Below are 15,598 nucleotides of genomic sequence, written 5' to 3'. Positions count from 1 at the left end.
CATGGCGCGTCTGGCGGCGGGTCTCTGGGTGCAGGCCTATATGATGCGTTGTCAGATCGAGGGGATCCCGGTCTATGTAGAGGCGCGCGGCGATGGCACCGCGGGGGCCGTGATCATCAAGCTCTGCACGCTGGACGGGCAGGCCTGCGCCTATGAACGGCGCTATGACCTGATGCGCGACACACGCTCCTGGGAGGTGCTGGTCGAGGGGCCCGAGCCCGAGGTGGACGCGGCCCTGGCCCGGGCGCGGAGCCGGGATCCGGATCTCTGGATCGTGGCGGTGGAAGACCGCGCGGGACGACACCTGCTGGATGCGCCGGGGCTCGACGGCTAGGTGCGGCTTGTGCCCGTCGGAGCCTTCGGCGAGAGTATTTCAGGAACAATGAAGGAGGGAGCGCCCGGGTGATCGAGTGGCGCGAAGCGGGCGTGCTCTTGTCCGTCCGGCCCCATGGGGAGACCTCGGTCATTGTCGAGGCCTTCACCGAGGGGCATGGGCGGCATCTGGGCGTGGTGCGCGGGGGCATCTCGCGCAAGCTTGCGCCGGTGTTGCAACCCGGTGCGCAGCTGGATCTGCATTGGAAGGCGCGGCTCGAGGATCATCTGGGCAGCTTCTCGGTCGAGCCGGTCAAGGGCCGGGCGGCGGCGGTGCTGGGCGACCGGCTGGCCCTGTCGGCGATGAGCGCGGCCTTGGCGCTTGCGGGGTTCTCGCTGCCGGAGCGGGCGGCCTATCCCGCCTTCTATGCCCAGACGATCGCCCTTTTGGACGCGATGGCGGCGGGGACCGGCTGGCTGCCGGCCTATCTCGACTGGGAGATGGCGCTCCTGGAGCAGATGGGCTTCGGGCTGGACCTGTCGGCCTGCGCGGTGCGCGGGGTGAATGAGGATCTGGCCTATGTCTCGCCCCGCACAGGCCGCGCCGTGTCACGTCAGGCCGCCGGGGCCTGGGTGGATCGGTTGCTGCCGCTGCCGGATGTCATGCTCGGCGGGCCTGCGGGACTGTCCGGCGTGCAGGAGGGGTTGCGGACCACCGGGCATTTCCTGACGGAGAAGCTCGCCCCGGCATTGGGCAACCGCCCTTTGCCTCCGGCGCGGGCGCGGTTTGTGGATCTCTTGGCGAAATCCGGGTGAGGCCGTTCAGGGCTCGGCGCGAAACACCATTTCTCGCCCGAGCTCGGAGTTGCGCAGGATCAGGACCGGGCCGCTGACCTCGGCTTCGGTCATGTCGGACAGCGCCTTGAACACCATGTCCTCGGCGGCGAGATCCGGGCAAGCCATGCGGGTGGCCGCCAGGGGACCTGTGCCGAACCATGGATAGGGGACCGTCAGCGCGCCGGTGAACCGGTTGCACGGGGCCTGCCCCGCAATCTGTCCCGGTTCGGGGAATTGCAGGATCATGCGCGCGGCAAAGGGCGTGCCGTCCAGTTCGGACAGGGTCCAGACCGTGTCGGGACTTGTGAAGCTCGACAGGGTTTCGTCGGAGGCGGTGCATGCCGCCAGAAACGGGATGAGCGCCGCGGCGGCGAGGGGAAGCTTTGTCATACTCCTGAGATGGGGCGCCGACGCGAGAGGCGCAAGCGCGGCGCTGTCCCGGACCTGAGGGACAAAAAAACACCCCGCGCAGGGCACGGGGTGTTTTGCCGTCTTTATACGAGGGGCTTAGCCCAGCAGGCGGCGCGCAATCACCTGGGCCTGAATCTCGGCCGCGCCTTCGAAGATGTTCAGGATCCGCGCGTCGCAGAGGATGCGGCTGATCGAGTATTCCAGCGCGAAACCGTTGCCACCGTGGATCTGCAGCCCGTTATCCGCCGCGGCCCAGGCCACGCGTGCGCCAAGCAGCTTGGCCATGCCCGCCTCGACATCGCAGCGCCGGCCCTCATCCTTCTCGAAGGCCGAGAAATAGGTGAGCTGGCGCGCCACCATCAACTCGACCGCCATCATCGCCAGCTTGCCGGAGACGCGGGGGAAGTTGATCAGCGATTTGCCGAACTGCTTGCGGTCGATCGCGTATTGCATGGACACGTCGAGTGCCGATTGCGCCACACCGATGGCGCGGGCGGCGGTCTGGATGCGGGCGCTCTCGAAGGTTTCCATGAGCTGTTTGAAGCCCTTGCCCTCTTCGCCGCCGAGCAGGTTCTCGCCCTTCACGTGGAAGTTGTCGAAGGCCAGCTCGTATTCCTTCATGCCGCGATAGCCCAGCACCTCGATCTCGCCGCCGGTCATGCCCTCGGTGGGGAAAGGGGCTTCATCCGTGCCGGGGGTTTTCTCGGCGAGGAACATCGACAGACCCTTGTGGTTGTCGTTGCTCGGATCGGTCCGGGCCAGCAGCGTCATGATCTGCGTGCGTGCCGCGTGGGTGATCCAGGTCTTGTTGCCGGTGATCTTGTAATCGCCGTTCTCGTCCTTGACCGCGCGGGTCCGGAGCGAGCCCAGATCCGACCCGGTATTCGGCTCGGTGAAGACGGCCGTGGGCAGGGTCTCGGCAGAGGCCAGCTGCGGCAGCCATTTCTGCTTCTGCTCTTCGGTCCCGCCGCAAAGGATCAGCTCAGCTGCGATCTCGGAGCGGGTGCCCAGCGAGCCGACACCGATATAGCCGCGCGACAGTTCCTCGGAGACCACGCACATGGAGGCCTTGGACAGGCCGAACCCGCCATACTCCTCGGGGATGGTCAGGCCGAAGACACCCATCTCGGCGAGTTCCTCGATGATTTCCATCGGGATCAGCTCGTCCTTGAGGTGCCATTCATGGGCGTTGGGCTCCACCCGGTCCACGGCGAAGCGGCGGAATTGCTCGCGGATCATCTCGAGCTCGTCATCGAGGCCGGAGGCGCCGACGGTGATCTCGGCAGCGCGTTCCTGCATCAACTCAACCAGACGCGTGCGCGCGGCCTGGGTGTTGCCCGACTGGGTCAGGGTCATGATCGCGGGGATCATCATGCCGCGCTGGTCTTCCTGGCTCAGGCCGATGTCCTGCAGACGCAGGATCTCGCCCTGGGACATCGGGATTCCGCCATAGAGCTGCCAGAGGTATTCCCCAAAGGCGATCTGGTGGATCAGCTGCTCGACCTCGCCGAACTTGCCCTCGGTGTTCAGGGCTTCGGCCCATTTCTGCATCTGGCGCAGGGATTGGGCGTAGGTCGCGAGCCAGGCCAGCCCGTGGGAGGCGGTCTGGTTTTCCTCGACCAATGCGCCCGAGATCCGGCCATCCACCGACAGGGCGGCCTTCAGCGTCGCAACGGCCTTCTCGACCAGCGCCTCGACTGGGGGCACGGCTGCGGCTGTCAGGCTCAGCAGATCCGGGAGGATCACGTGTTGGGCGTCGCTCAGGGCAAGATCCTGTCCATCATGGGGCATCGTCATTCTCCAGCAAATTCCGGTTTGGTCCGAGATAAGGACTTCGCAACCGCAGCGCAAGAAAAATTCGCAAACGCGGCAATTTGCGAAGCATTATGACCCTCACTAGGGCCGATTGGGGCCCGGGCAAGGCGAGAATGCACGAAAAATGTAAGGTTTCCATGTGGCGTATCGGAGCGACGTCGCGTGCTGCGCTGCAACAGGGGCTGGCGAATCGCGCTCCCTTGCGGCGAAGCGGCAGGGGGGCTATGGCGCAGGGGAAGGAGCCTGACATGGATCTGTTTCTGTCGCTGCCCGGCGCTGTGATGATCTTCCTCGTGGGGGTTGCCCTGTTCGCCGGGGTGGTCAAGGGGGCGGTCGGCTTTGCCATGCCGCTGATCATGATGTCGGGGCTTTCGGCCGTGCTGCCGGTGCCGGTGGCCTTGGCGGGGCTGATCCTGCCGACGTTGGTGATGAACCTGTGGCAGGCCCTGCGCGGTGGCTTGCCCGGCCTTTGGGTCGCGGCGCAGCGCCATTGGCGGCTGCTGGCGCTGGTTCTGGTGTTCATTGTCCTGTCGGGGCAACTGGTTCTGGCCCTGTCGGATCGGGTGCTGTCGCTGATGATCGGGGTGCCGGTCGCGCTTTATGCGGCGAGCCAACTGGCCGGGTGGCGCTTGCGCGTGGCCCCTCGGCATCACCGCCGGGCCGAGCTGGCCACCGGTGTGGTGGCCGGGTTCTTCGGCGGGTTCAGCGGGATCTGGGGGCCGCCCATCGTGGCCTATCTGACGGCGCTCGATACGCCCAAGGCCGAACAGGTCCGCGCGCAGGGCATGCTCTATGGGCTGGGCAGCGTGATGTTTCTGGCGACTCATCTGAAGACCGGGGTGGTCACGGGGCCGAGCCTGCAATTCTCAGCGATCCTGCTCGCGCCGGCGGCGGTCGGGATGCTTGTCGGTTTCTGGTTGCAGGACCGTATGGACCAGAGCCGGTTCCGGCAGGCCACCATGGTACTCTTGCTGATCGCTGGGCTGAACCTGATCCGGCGCGGGCTCCTGTAGCGCTTATTTGAGCGCGAGCGTCCGGCTGCGCAGCCACTCCATGAAGCCGCGGGCATTGCCCTTCTGCGCGTCGATCTCGGCCTGATCCAGCGGCTCGCCGACGATGGGCGCCTGAGGCTTGTTCAGGGCGTGCACCACTTCATGCAGCAACAACCCCTGCCGCAGGGCCGGGTGGATCTGGTTGGCGATCTGGTACCAGCGCGAGTTCTGCCCCGGAAACCGGATCGGGACCACGGTCGCCCCGCTGCGCAGGATCATCTTGGCGGTGAACGGGTTCCATTCCCGCTCGATGGCCGGGCCGAAGGCGGTGTCCGAACTGGCCACGACACCCGACGGGAAGAGCACGATCACCCCGCCGCCCGCCAGATGCGCCATGGCCTGCTTGCGCATGTCGAGGTTCTTCTGCAGCGCGTCCTCGTCATGGGGAAAGGGCACCGGGATCATGAATTGCTGGATCTCTTCCACATCCGTCAGCAGAGACCGGGTCAGGATCTTGTAATCTGTGCGCACGCGGCCGATCAGATCCGCGAGGACCATGCCGTCCACCAGCCCGTGGGGGTGGTTGGCCACGATGATCACGGGCCCCTCGGTGGGGATGCGGGCGATCTGCTCTTCGGGGGTGGTCAGATCGATGCCCATGATGTCCAGCGCCGGCCGCCAGAATCCCTGCCCCTCGGGCACGCCCTGGGCTTCGAATTTGCGGATCAGGCGAAGCAGGCGGATCTTGCCGGTGGACCATTCCAGGCTGCGGATGACCGCAGAAGCCCAGGGATTCGTGAAGGTCTTGGCGTAAGACAGATTCTTGACGTCATAGGGCTGATCATCCCGGTCGGGCAGATCCGTCGATGCCGGTTGCGCAGAGCCTTCGGTCACAATCTCGGTCCTCTGCACGTTACATCACACATGGAAATCTCCGACCGTTGCGCGCAGGCGCGCCGCGGGATCCTAAAACTTCTCGCCGAACCGGTTGGCCACCAGAGCTTCGAGCGCCGCGGCAAGCTCCTGCGCGGCGGGACCCTTGGTCTCGACCTGAATGGACGTGCCCTTGGATGCGGCCAGCATCAGCAATCCCATGATCGAATCCCCCGCAGCCGACAGGCCGTCCTTCTCCACCTCTGCGCTGGCGTCATGCGCCTCGACACATTCCACGAATTTGGCAGATGCCCGGGCGTGAAGGCCCTTTTCGTTCACGATCTTCAGTTCCTGGCGGATCATCTGACCTCCCTTCAGACAGTTCCGTCAAAGCTATTTATATACTTCCGACCGGCGTCGAGCGAAAGCTTTACTGCATCGTCCACCGAAGCGCGCCGCGATTTTGCCAATTTGATGAGCATCGGCAGGTTCGCGCCATAGATGATCCGGCGGTTCCCCGGCGAGCAGGCACTGAGCGCGAGATTGGAGGGCGAGCCACCAAACATGTCGGTCACCACCACCACACCATTGCCCGTGTCGACCTCGTTCGCGGCGGCGCAGATCTCGGCCTGTTTGGCCGTGCGGTCGCAATCGGCAGCGATGGAGATCGCGCGCATTCCGGTCTGCGCGCCGACCACGTGTTCGACCGCATGCAGATACTCTGCGGCAAGGCCCCCATGGGCGACGATCACGATTCCAATCAAGCGGCCTCCTCGGGGCTGACCTGCGGGGTGAAGCGCGTCAATGGCGTCGTGATGCATGGCGCTGCTCCAAGCCCAGATGTCTTATAGATACCTGCCAACCGTCTTCGACAAGGGCCGCCGCCAGCTTTTCTGTGACTGTGACGCTGCGATGCTGCCCGCCCGTGCAGCCGAAGCCAATAGCGAGATGGGATTTGCCCTCGGCGCGGTAGGCAGGCAGCAACAATCGCGTCAGGGACAGGACATTGTCGAAGAATGCGTCGAAGCGCGGGTCACTGGCCACGTAGTCGGCCACCGCCTGAGAGCGACCGTCGAGCTTGCGCAAGTCCTCCTGCCAATAGGGATTCTGGAGAAATCGCACGTCAAAGACCATGTCGGTGCTCTGCGGTGTGCCGCGTTTGTAGGAAAACGAGCGGACCGAGACCGCGAGGCGCAGGCTGTCGCGGTTGCCGAACCAGCGGAGCATATCCGCCCGCAGGTCATGGGGCGACATGTCGGAGGTATCGATCAGGATGTCTGCCCGCGCCCGGATTGGCGCCAGCAGGTCGGCCTCGCGCTCGATCCCTTCCGACGGGCTCTCGGCGGGCGCCATGGGATGCCGGCGGCGGGTCTCGGAAAAGCGCCGCGCGAGCATCGAGGCCGAGGCGTCGAGATAGAGCATCTGCGCATCCGCGCGCGGATCGGCCTCGAGCGTGCTCAGCAGGTCGGCGAGCCCCGGAAGGCTGAAGTCACGCGTCCGCACATCGAGCCCGAGCGCCAGAGGGCGACGCAGGGGCGGCCCATCCAGCAGCCGCGGCACCAGCGAGAGCGGCAGGTTGTCGATCGCCTCAAACCCCAGATCCTCCAGCCCCTGAATGGCCGTGGTCCGCCCCGCGCCGGAAGGGCCGGTGACCAGAACAATCTTCTGGGGCGGGTCGCTGGGACTGGGAGGGGCATCTTGCATGGCTGTCTCTCAAGGGGCGGGCAGGGGAGCTCAGGGGGCGGCCCGTCCCTGCCGAAGATAGAGGATCAGCGCGGCGGGGAAAGAGGGGCTCGTCACCTTGTGAAGCAGCACCACCGGCAGACCGAGCAGACGGCGTGTCCGTTCGGGCGGGAGGCGGTCCGTTTCCGAGATGGTCAGATCGAGCAGCGCGGATATCGGCGCAGGTGCTGCGTCTGGCGCGGGCAAAAGCCCGAGCCCGCGCGCCTCGATCAGGCCCGTGGCATTGGGAGCCGGATGGGCCCAGAGCCGGTCACCCTCGCGCCGGATCCGCGTGCGGTCATCGCAGACGAGCCCGGCCCCGAGTGCGATCATCTGCAGCGCGAGATCGGACTTCCCCGCCCCGCTGGGCCCGGTGATCACCAGCGCGCGCCCCTCAAGGGCGACACTGGTGGCATGGAGGATCTCCTCCTCATCCATGGATCAGAGAGGCAGGCCGACGATGAACCGCGCGCCAAGAGGCTCGGAAGTGATGTCGAGATCGGTGGGGCGGATATTCTCGGCCCAGATGACGCCGCCATGGGCTTCGACGATCTGCTTGGAGATCGCGAGCCCAAGCCCGGAATGATTGCCGAACTGCCGCTCCGGGCGCTCGGAATAGAAGCGGGTGAAAATCTTGTTCAGCGCTTCCTCGGGGATGCCGGGTCCGGTGTCCTCAACCACAACCAACACCCGGTTGTCGCGCTGTCGAACCCAGAGCCGGACCGCATCGCCCTGTTCGCAGAACGAGATAGCATTGCCCAGCAGGTTCACGAAGACCTGCGCGAGGCGCGGCTCCAGCCCCTGGATCGGCAGGGGGCGCGGCGGCAGGTCGGTGATGAAATCGATCCCGCGTTTCGCGACCTCCTCGGCATGGAAATCCGTCAGGGTGCGGAGCATCTTGATCAGGTCGAAGGTCTCTTCCTCTTCCTTGACCAGCTCGCTGTCGAGGCGCGACGCGTTCGAGATATCCGATACAAGACGGTCGAGCCGTCGCACATCATGTTCAATGACATTGAGCAACTTCTGTCTCTGGTCCTCACGTTTGGCGACCCGCAGCGTGCCCGTGGCAGAGCGCAGGGAAGCGAGGGGGTTCTTGATTTCATGCGCGACATCGGCGGCGAATTGTTCGTTCGCATCGATCCGGTCATAGAGCGCCGAGACCATGCCCCGCAGCGCCCCGCTCAGACGGCCGATCTCATCCGGGCGCGTGGTCAGGTCGGGGATCCGCACCCGGCCGGGGCTCATCTTGCGGGCGTTTCGGTCGCGCCCCAGCTCGGCCGCCGCGGCCAGATCCGAGAGCGGGTTGGCGATGGTTCCCGCCAGCACAAGGCTCAGCCCGATCGACACCAGCAGCGCAACCATGAACATCTGCAGGAACTGCTCGCGCTCGTTCTGCACCAGCGTGTCGATCTCGCCCGAGGCGGTTGTGAGGGCGACGACCCCGGCCACCTCCCCCCCGATCAGGATCGGAGTGCCCACGGCAAAGATCTGGTTCCCGGCGGGGTCGATGCTGTTCTCGATGGTGGTGCGTCCGGTCAGAGCACCGGGCAGAAGACTGCGCGCCTGATCCTCGCTGGCCAGCAGGACAGGCAGTGTCTCGCGCCCCAGAAGGCGGGCGATTCCCTCCCAGAGGGTGATGAACATATCCGTGATAAAGGTGGGGGGCGGCGCATCCGTTTCGGTCAGGGCCACCCATTCCGACCGTTTCGCCCCTTCGCCCCGCGCCAGAACATCGCCATCCGGAGCGAACACGAACAACTCAAGCGATGGGGCAAGATCGAGCGATGCCACCAGCCGCGGCACATTCATGGCCCCGAGATCCGCGGCGGTTTCATCCGTGGTGGCCACGGCCTCGAACACATCGGCGATCAGATGGGCCTCGAAAACAAGGCCCTGCTCGCGCTGGAACACGAGGCTGTCGCGGAACGGATTGAGATAGAGCACCCCCGCCACAAGGATCAGCAGGGCCAGCAGGTTGAAGCTGATGATCTTGCGCGCCAGTGGCGAGCTGTTGATGGCCAGCACCCGACGGGAGCGGGCCTGCCCCCTTGGGGGCTTGCCGGGCTCCGGTTCAGGGGAGGTCTGCGTCTCGGCTCCCAAATCTCCGGTTTCCGACCCGTCGGGTCGGCGCGCAGGAGATCCGTCTGGAGCCGATACGAATGTCATTCTTCGTTATACTTGTACCCAATGCCATAGAGCGTCTCGATGGCGGTGAAGCTTTCGTCGACCGAACGCATCTTCTTGCGCAGACGCTTGATATGGCTGTCGATGGTCCGGTCATCCACATAGACCTGGTCATCATAGGCCACATCCATCAGCTGATCACGGCTTTTGACGAAGCCGGGGCGTTGGGCCAGGGCCTGCAGCAGCAGGAATTCGGTCACGGTCAGGGCGACATCCTTGCCCTTCCACAGGACCGCATGGCGCAGCGGGTCCATGGTCAGGTTGCCCCGCACGATTGTCTTGCTCTCATCCAGATCACCGGCTTCATGGCTGGCCACGGCATCCTGACGGCGCAGGAGCGCGCGGATCCGTTCAACCAGCAACCGCTGGGAGAAGGGCTTCTTGACGTAGTCATCCGCCCCCATGCGCAGTCCGAGCACCTCGTCGATCTCGTCATCCTTCGAGGTGAGGAAGATCACGGGCATCTTGCTCTTCATGCGGACACGCTGGAGCAGGTCCATCCCGTCCATCCTGGGCATCTTGATATCAAACACACCCAGTTCGGGCATGCGACGGCTGAAGGCATCCAGCGCCGACTGTCCGTCATTATAGGTCTCGACCTGGAACCCCTCGGCCTCAAGCGTGATGGCCACCGAGGTCAGGATATTGCGGTCATCATCGACCAAAGCGATCCGCGACATAAGCGAGGTCCTTTTCCTGCGTCCTGCCTCTTTTTTGCGACGAGGATGAGTCCTCGACTCCCGAGAATCAACGGTTTTCTCGCCTTGGCAGGGTTTCGACGCCGCCAAAACACACCAGTTCGGATAATAAAGAGCTAATATTGCAGCTTTTCCGAAATTTGGTTGCGCTAACTTACACTTGGTGGCGCTAACTGTGCGGAACGGTCCTGTTCTCCCCTCCTAGGCCCATGATATACAGACCTTCATGCGCCAAGACGGCGCTATGCGAACAAGTGGTTCACATCTTTTTTCGGGTCCCGGCCGCGACTGGCGGTGCGTAACGAAGCAGGAGCTCACACATGGCAAATGGACGGGTGAATCCAACATTCACGTTGGAGGATCAGGGTATCACGGGGCTCGGAGCAGCCCATTACAACCTGATCGAGCCTGCGCTGATCCAGGAAGCGCTCAAACGTGAGGAGGGGACACTCGGAAAGGGTGGCACCTTCCTTGTGACCACCGGCAAGTACACGGGCCGGTCACCCCAGGACAAGCACGTGGTCAAGACCGCGTCAGTCGTCGACACCATCTGGTGGGAGAACAACGCCGAGATGTCGCCGGAGGGCTTTGACGCGCTTCTCGCGGACATGCTCGAGCACATGAAGGGCAAGGAATACTTCGTCCAGGATCTGTTCGGCGGGGCCGATCCGGCCCACCGTCTGGATGTGCGCGTGGTGACCGAGCTGGCTTGGCATGGTCTGTTCATCCGTCACATGCTGCGCCGTCCCGAGCGGTCCGAGCTGGATACGTTCACCGCTGATTTCACGATCATCAACTGCCCGAGCTTCAAGGCCGATCCGGCCAAGCATGACTGCCGCTCGGATACGGTGATCGCGCTGAACTTCGACAAGAAGATGATCCTGATCGGCGGCACCGAATATGCCGGTGAGAACAAGAAATCGGTCTTCACCCTGCTGAACTACCTGCTGCCCGAGAAGAACATCATGCCGATGCACTGCTCGGCAAACCACGCGGTGGGCAACCCGGTGGACACGGCGGTCTTCTTCGGCCTGTCCGGCACCGGCAAGACGACCTTGTCGGCGGATCCCGAGCGTGTGCTGATCGGCGATGACGAGCATGGCTGGTCCGAGCGCGGTACCTTCAACTTCGAAGGCGGCTGCTATGCCAAGACCATCAATCTGAGCGCAGAGGCCGAGCCCGAGATCTTTGCCACGACCGAGATGTTCGGCACCGTGATCGAGAACATGGTCTTTGACGAGGAAACCCTCGATCTCGACTTCGAGGATGACAGCCTGACGCCGAACATGCGTTGCGCCTATCCGCTGAACTACATCTCCAATGCGTCGGACTCGGCGCTGGGCGGGCATCCCAAGAACATCATCATGCTGACCTGCGACGCCTTCGGTGTCCTGCCGCCGATCTCGCGGCTGACACCGGCCCAGGCGATGTATCACTTCCTGTCGGGCTTCACCTCCAAGGTGGCGGGCACCGAGCGGGGCGTGACCGAGCCGCAGCCGACCTTCTCCACCTGCTTTGGCGCGCCCTTCATGCCGCGTCGTCCCGAGGTCTATGGCAAGCTCCTGCAGGAGAAGATCGCCAAGCACGGCGCGACCTGCTGGCTGGTCAATACCGGCTGGACCGGTGGCGCCTATGGCACCGGCTCGCGGATGCCGATCAAGGCGACCCGCGCCCTGCTGACCGCGGCGCTGGACGGCTCGCTGGCGGATGCGACCTTCCGCAAGGACGCAAATTTCGGCTTCGACGTGCCGGTAACGGTCCATGATGTGGATGCCGCCCTGCTCGATCCGCGCAGCACCTGGGAAGACAGCGCGGCCTATGACGCGCAGGCCCAGAAGCTGGTGGACATGTTTGCGGAGAATTTCGAGCAATACGTGCCCTATATCGACGAGGACGTGAAAGCCGTCGCCATCGGCTGAGCCCGCCTCGCAGACAAAGAAAAACCCCGGTCCATTGGGCCGGGGTTTTTTGTCTCTAAGTTTGTATCTAAGGGTGTCCGGACTAGCGTGTGGGCACTGGCGTCTCGCCGCGATAGTCATAAAACCCGCGCTGGGTCTTGCGCCCCAGCCAGCCGGCCTCGACATATTTCGTCAGAAGGGGGCAGGGGCGATATTTGGTATCCGCCAGCCCATCATGGAGCACGTTCATGATCGCGAGACAGGTATCGAGACCGATGAAATCCGCCAGCTCCAGCGGACCCATCGGGTGGTTCGCCCCGAGCTTCATGGACTCGTCGATCGACTTCACCGAGCCGACCCCTTCATAGAGCGTGTAGACCGCCTCGTTGATCATCGGCATCAGGATCCGGTTCACGATGAAGGCGGGGAAATCCTCGGCACTGGCGGCGGTTTTGCCAAGCTGCTCGACCACGCCGAGCAGGGTCTTGTAGGTCGCCTCATCCGTGGCAATCCCACGGATGAGCTCGACCAGCTGCATCACGGGCACCGGGTTCATGAAGTGAAACCCCATGAAGCGCTCGGGCCGGTCCGTCCGGCTTGCCAGCCGCGTGATCGAGATCGAGGACGTGTTCGAGGTCAGGATCGTCTCGGGCTTCAGATGCGGCTGAAGATCCTCGAAGATCGCGGATTTCACGGTCTCGCGCTCGGTCGCGGCCTCGATCACCAGATCGGTTTGGCCCAGCTCAGGCAGTTTGAGGGTCGTCTTGATCCGCGCCATGGCCGCGTCCAGTGTCTCGGCGGTGATCTTGTCCCGGCTCACCTGACGCTCGAGATTGCGCCGGATCAGGCCGGTGCCCTTGTCCAGCGCCTCCTGCGAGATGTCGGTCACCAGAACGTCAAACCCCGCGACCGCGAAAACATGGGCGATCCCGTTGCCCATTTGCCCGGCGCCGATCACGCCCACGGATTTGATGTCCATCTCTGCCCTCACTGACTTGTGCCGCCGCAGCATACGCGGCGCATCCCCTCCTCTCAAGGGAAAGGGAAAGATAAAAATGTCGTCGAATTAGAGGGTTAGGGCTTCGCTAAAGCTTTGGGCGCAATGTGGCTCTGGGTGAGTCGAAATTGAGGTGGCGAAATGACGTATGTGCGTCACGGCGCGCCAGCGCTGAATTATTCGGCATGTCATTATCCGGGGTTGGAAATGGCATTCCGTGGACCGAAACGGTCCCTTTGCGAACCGTATATCACGTTCCTGGGTGGAACGGCGTTCTACGGCAGATATGTCACGCATGCGATCCCGGACCGGGTCGAGGCGGCGATTGGGCTTGGGTGTGTAAACCTTGGTCTGATGAATGCCGGCGTGGACGCCATGGGGGCCGAGGGGATGGTGTCTCTGGCCAATGGCGGTACGGCCACGGTGATTGAAGTCGTCGGGGCTCAGAACCTGAGCAATCAGTTCTACCGGGTCCATCCACGGCGCAATGACCGGATGGTGACGCCGACGCGGCTCTTCCGGCAGGTCTTTCCAGAGCTTGACCTGTGCGAGGTGCATTTCACGCGCCATCTTCTGGCGCTGATGAAACGCGAGGCTCCCAGTCGCTATGACACGGTGGTCGAAGAGCTGCGCTCTGCCTGGGTGGAGCATATGGCACGGCTGCTGGAGGCGCTGAAGGGGCCGTCGGTGCTGCTTTGGGTGGTGCCCGCGCCGCTGCCCGGCGGCGAGCCCGGGCTGGATCAGGACCCGCTCCTCGTGGACCGGGCCTCGGTGCAGGCCATTTCCGGGCTGGTGGACCGGGTGGTGGAGGTGCGGGAAACCCCATCGATCACCGCGCAAGGCTTGCTCGGGATGCAGATCCCCGAAACCGAGGGTCCCATCGCGTCCCATGTGCCCCGCGGGACCTTGTTGCGCGAGGCGGCGATGGCCTTGCTGGATCCGTTACAGGAGCTTGGATTTGGCCCCGGTCGCGCCTTTGTCGAGGCGGGGGATGGGTTGCGGGCCTGAGCCCACTGCCTGCAGTATTCCCTCCAACGTTCAAGGCCGGAGGATTATCTCCGGCCTTTGTGTTTGGTTTGGGCCCGGGTTTGTCCGGGTTGTGTCCGGGTCTGTCTTGGGGCGGGGTTTGGGCCGCTGTTCCGGGTCGTCGTCGTCCTCAGCCGAGTTTTTCGGTGAGTTCGGGGACGGCGGCGAAGAGGTCGGCGACCAGGCCGTAATCGGCGACCTGAAAGATCGGGGCCTCCTCGTCCTTGTTGATCGCCACGATCACCTTGCTGTCCTTCATCCCGGCCAGGTGCTGGATCGCGCCCGAGATGCCCACGGCCACGTAGAGATCCGGCGCCACCACCTTGCCGGTCTGCCCGACCTGCCAGTCATTCGGCGCGTAGCCGCTATCGACCGCGGCGCGCGAGGCGCCCACGGCGGCCCCCAGCGTGTCGGCGAGCTTCTCGATCATGGCGAAGTCCTCTTCGGAGCCCACGCCGCGCCCGCCAGAGACCACCACGCCCGCGGAGGTCAGCTCGGGCCGGTCGCTCTCGGCGACCTTGTCCTCGACCCAGGCGCTCAGGCCTGGATTGTCGCCCGCCGCGATCTCTTCGACCGGCGCGCTGCCGCCGGTCTCGGCCGCATCGAAGGTCGAGGTCCGGAAGGTGATCACCTTGGTCGCATCCGCCGATCTCACGGTCTGGATCGCGTTGCCCGCATAGATCGGCCGGTCGAACGTGTCCGCATCCACCACGGCCACCACATCCGACAGCACCATCACATCCAGAAGGGCGGCCACCCGGGGCATGATGTTCTTGGCATCGGTCGTCGCCGGCGCCACCACATGGGAATAGCCCTCGGCCAGGGACGCGATCAGCGCCGCCACCGGCTCGGCCAGGCGATGCCCGTAAAGCGCATCCTCGGCCACCAGCACCTTGGCCACGCCCGAGATCGTCGCCGCCTCGGCCGCCGCCGCCTTGGCCGACGCGCCCACGCAGAGCAGCGTCACCTCACCCAGAGCCGCGCTCGCGCTGACGGCCTTGGCGGTGGCATCCATCGCCAGCGCCCCATCGGTTACTTCTGCCAGACACAAAACAGCCATCAGACAGCTCCTGCTTCCTTGAGTTTCGACACCAGCTCATCCACCGAGCCGACCTTGATCCCGGCGGCGCGCTCGGCCGGCTCGGAGGTCTTGACCACGCTCAGGCGCGGGGCCACATCGACGCCGTAATCGGCCGGCGTCTTCTCATCCAGAGGCTTCTTCTTGGCCTTCATGATATTGGGCAGCGAGGCGTAGCGCGGCTCGTTGAGGCGCAGATCCACGCTGACAATCGCCGGCAGCGAGACCTTGATCGTCTGCAAGCCGCCATCGACCTCGCGGGTCACGCTGGCGCTGTCGCCCTCGACGCTGAGCTCGGAGGCAAAGGTCGCCTGGGACCAGCCCAGAAGCGCGCTGAGCATCTGGCCCGTGGCGTTCATGTCATTGTCGATCGCCTGCTTGCCGCAGAGCACGAGCCCCGGCTCTTCGTCCTTGACCACCGCCGCGAGCAGCTTGGCCACGGCCAGAGGCTCGATATCGGTGTGCACATCCTCGGCCGCATTGATCAGGATCGCCCGATCCGCACCCATGGCCAGCGCCGTGCGCAGGGTCTCCTGGGACTGCTTGACGCCGATCGACACCGCCACAACTTCCGTGGCCGTCCCCGCCTCCTTCAGACGGATCGCCTCTTCCACGGCAATCTCGTCAAACGGGTTCATCGACATCTTCACATTCGCAAGATCAACACCGCTCCCATCCGCCTTAACACGGACCTTCACGTTATAATCAATAACGCGCTTCACAGGCACCAATACCTTCATAAGACCATGTCTCCT

Annotated in this window: 17 protein-coding genes; 5 read left to right on the top strand and 12 right to left on the bottom strand. The window is 64.3% G+C overall.

The genetic code is table 11. From position 1 onward, the window contains the following. Position 1: 1 nt before the first annotated feature. Together ACP150_RS12500 and recO are read left to right on the top strand one after the other, a co-directional pair. Positions 2 to 334, top strand: coding sequence for a DUF1491 family protein (locus ACP150_RS12500; RefSeq protein ID WP_424966987.1), 333 nt, complete (start codon positions 2 to 4; stop codon positions 332 to 334). A 68-nt stretch (positions 335 to 402) separates the two neighbouring features. Then, on the top strand, positions 403 to 1,128 hold the full coding sequence (recO, locus tag ACP150_RS12495) for a DNA repair protein RecO (RefSeq protein WP_424966986.1): 726 nt from the start codon (positions 403 to 405) through the stop codon (positions 1,126 to 1,128). A gap of 6 nt (positions 1,129 to 1,134) precedes the next feature. Here the strand turns inward: recO and ACP150_RS12490 are convergent, their stop codons facing one another. Beyond that, complete coding sequence (locus ACP150_RS12490; protein ID WP_424966985.1) at positions 1,135 to 1,539, bottom strand: META domain-containing protein; 405 nt, start codon at positions 1,537 to 1,539, stop codon at positions 1,135 to 1,137. Positions 1,540 to 1,656: 117 nt separating this feature from the next. After that, positions 1,657 to 3,351 carry an acyl-CoA dehydrogenase family protein gene (locus ACP150_RS12485; RefSeq protein WP_424966984.1) on the bottom strand — a complete coding sequence of 565 codons (1,695 nt, stop codon included), beginning with the start codon at positions 3,349 to 3,351 and terminating at the stop codon, positions 1,657 to 1,659. Between the two features lie 272 nt (positions 3,352 to 3,623). Between ACP150_RS12485 and ACP150_RS12480 the strand changes: the two genes are divergently transcribed. Beyond that, a complete protein-coding gene (locus tag ACP150_RS12480; RefSeq protein WP_424966983.1) occupies positions 3,624 to 4,388 on the top strand; it encodes a sulfite exporter TauE/SafE family protein in 765 nt (254 codons plus the stop codon). Between the two features lie 3 nt (positions 4,389 to 4,391). Here ACP150_RS12480 and ACP150_RS12475 read toward each other — a convergent pair whose 3' ends face one another. The 7 genes from ACP150_RS12475 to ACP150_RS12445 all read right to left on the bottom strand — a co-directional run bounded on the left by ACP150_RS12475 (position 4,392) and on the right by ACP150_RS12445 (position 9,826). Continuing rightward, on the bottom strand, positions 4,392 to 5,261 hold the full coding sequence (locus ACP150_RS12475; protein WP_424966982.1) for a lysophospholipid acyltransferase family protein: 870 nt from the start codon (positions 5,259 to 5,261) through the stop codon (positions 4,392 to 4,394). Positions 5,262 to 5,333: 72 nt separating this feature from the next. Beyond that, positions 5,334 to 5,603, bottom strand: a complete 270-nt coding sequence (locus ACP150_RS12470) for an HPr family phosphocarrier protein (RefSeq protein WP_424966981.1) — start codon at positions 5,601 to 5,603, stop codon at positions 5,334 to 5,336. A gap of 11 nt (positions 5,604 to 5,614) precedes the next feature. After that, on the bottom strand, positions 5,615 to 6,004 hold the full coding sequence (locus ACP150_RS12465; protein ID WP_424966980.1) for a PTS sugar transporter subunit IIA: 390 nt from the start codon (positions 6,002 to 6,004) through the stop codon (positions 5,615 to 5,617). Positions 6,005 to 6,041: 37 nt separating this feature from the next. Then, positions 6,042 to 6,944, bottom strand: coding sequence for an RNase adapter RapZ (gene rapZ / locus ACP150_RS12460; RefSeq protein ID WP_424966979.1), 903 nt, complete (start codon positions 6,942 to 6,944; stop codon positions 6,042 to 6,044). A gap of 30 nt (positions 6,945 to 6,974) precedes the next feature. Beyond that, on the bottom strand, positions 6,975 to 7,400 hold the full coding sequence (locus tag ACP150_RS12455) for an HPr kinase/phosphorylase (RefSeq protein ID WP_424966978.1): 426 nt from the start codon (positions 7,398 to 7,400) through the stop codon (positions 6,975 to 6,977). A 3-nt stretch (positions 7,401 to 7,403) separates the two neighbouring features. Beyond that, on the bottom strand, positions 7,404 to 9,128 hold the full coding sequence (locus tag ACP150_RS12450; protein WP_424966977.1) for a sensor N-terminal transmembrane domain-containing protein: 1,725 nt from the start codon (positions 9,126 to 9,128) through the stop codon (positions 7,404 to 7,406). Continuing rightward, positions 9,125 to 9,826, bottom strand: a complete 702-nt coding sequence (locus ACP150_RS12445; protein ID WP_424966976.1) for a response regulator transcription factor — start codon at positions 9,824 to 9,826, stop codon at positions 9,125 to 9,127. Before ACP150_RS12445 ends, ACP150_RS12450 begins: the two co-directional genes overlap by 4 nt. Positions 9,827 to 10,164: 338 nt before the next feature. On the opposite strand from ACP150_RS12445, the gene ACP150_RS12440 reads away from it, so the two are divergent. Continuing rightward, positions 10,165 to 11,763, top strand: a complete 1,599-nt coding sequence (locus ACP150_RS12440) for a phosphoenolpyruvate carboxykinase (RefSeq protein ID WP_424966975.1) — start codon at positions 10,165 to 10,167, stop codon at positions 11,761 to 11,763. 82 nt (positions 11,764 to 11,845) lie between these two features. Here ACP150_RS12440 and ACP150_RS12435 read toward each other — a convergent pair whose 3' ends face one another. Beyond that, positions 11,846 to 12,721, bottom strand: a complete 876-nt coding sequence (locus tag ACP150_RS12435; RefSeq protein WP_424966974.1) for a 3-hydroxybutyryl-CoA dehydrogenase — start codon at positions 12,719 to 12,721, stop codon at positions 11,846 to 11,848. Positions 12,722 to 12,880: 159 nt separating this feature from the next. On the opposite strand from ACP150_RS12435, the gene ACP150_RS12430 reads away from it, so the two are divergent. After that, complete coding sequence (locus ACP150_RS12430) at positions 12,881 to 13,747, top strand: DUF6473 family protein (protein WP_424966973.1); 867 nt, start codon at positions 12,881 to 12,883, stop codon at positions 13,745 to 13,747. A 148-nt stretch (positions 13,748 to 13,895) separates the two neighbouring features. On the opposite strand, the gene ACP150_RS12425 is transcribed toward ACP150_RS12430, so the two are convergent. Continuing rightward, the gene (locus ACP150_RS12425; RefSeq protein WP_424966972.1) at positions 13,896 to 14,825 is read right to left on the bottom strand and encodes an electron transfer flavoprotein subunit alpha/FixB family protein; all 930 of its coding nucleotides are present in this window, start codon (positions 14,823 to 14,825) and stop codon (positions 13,896 to 13,898) included. After that, entirely contained in the window at positions 14,825 to 15,583 is a 759-nt protein-coding gene (locus ACP150_RS12420; protein ID WP_424966971.1) for an electron transfer flavoprotein subunit beta/FixA family protein, read from the bottom strand. Before ACP150_RS12420 ends, ACP150_RS12425 begins: the two co-directional genes overlap by 1 nt. Between the last annotated feature and the right edge of the window lie 15 nt (positions 15,584 to 15,598).

Origin of the sequence: Dinoroseobacter sp. S375, from assembly GCF_049800775.1 — a bacterium.
In the GTDB taxonomy this organism is placed as follows: domain Bacteria; phylum Pseudomonadota; class Alphaproteobacteria; order Rhodobacterales; family Rhodobacteraceae; genus Dinoroseobacter.
Note: the sequence above shows the minus strand (reverse complement) of the source record. Positions and strands in the feature narration are given on the sequence as shown.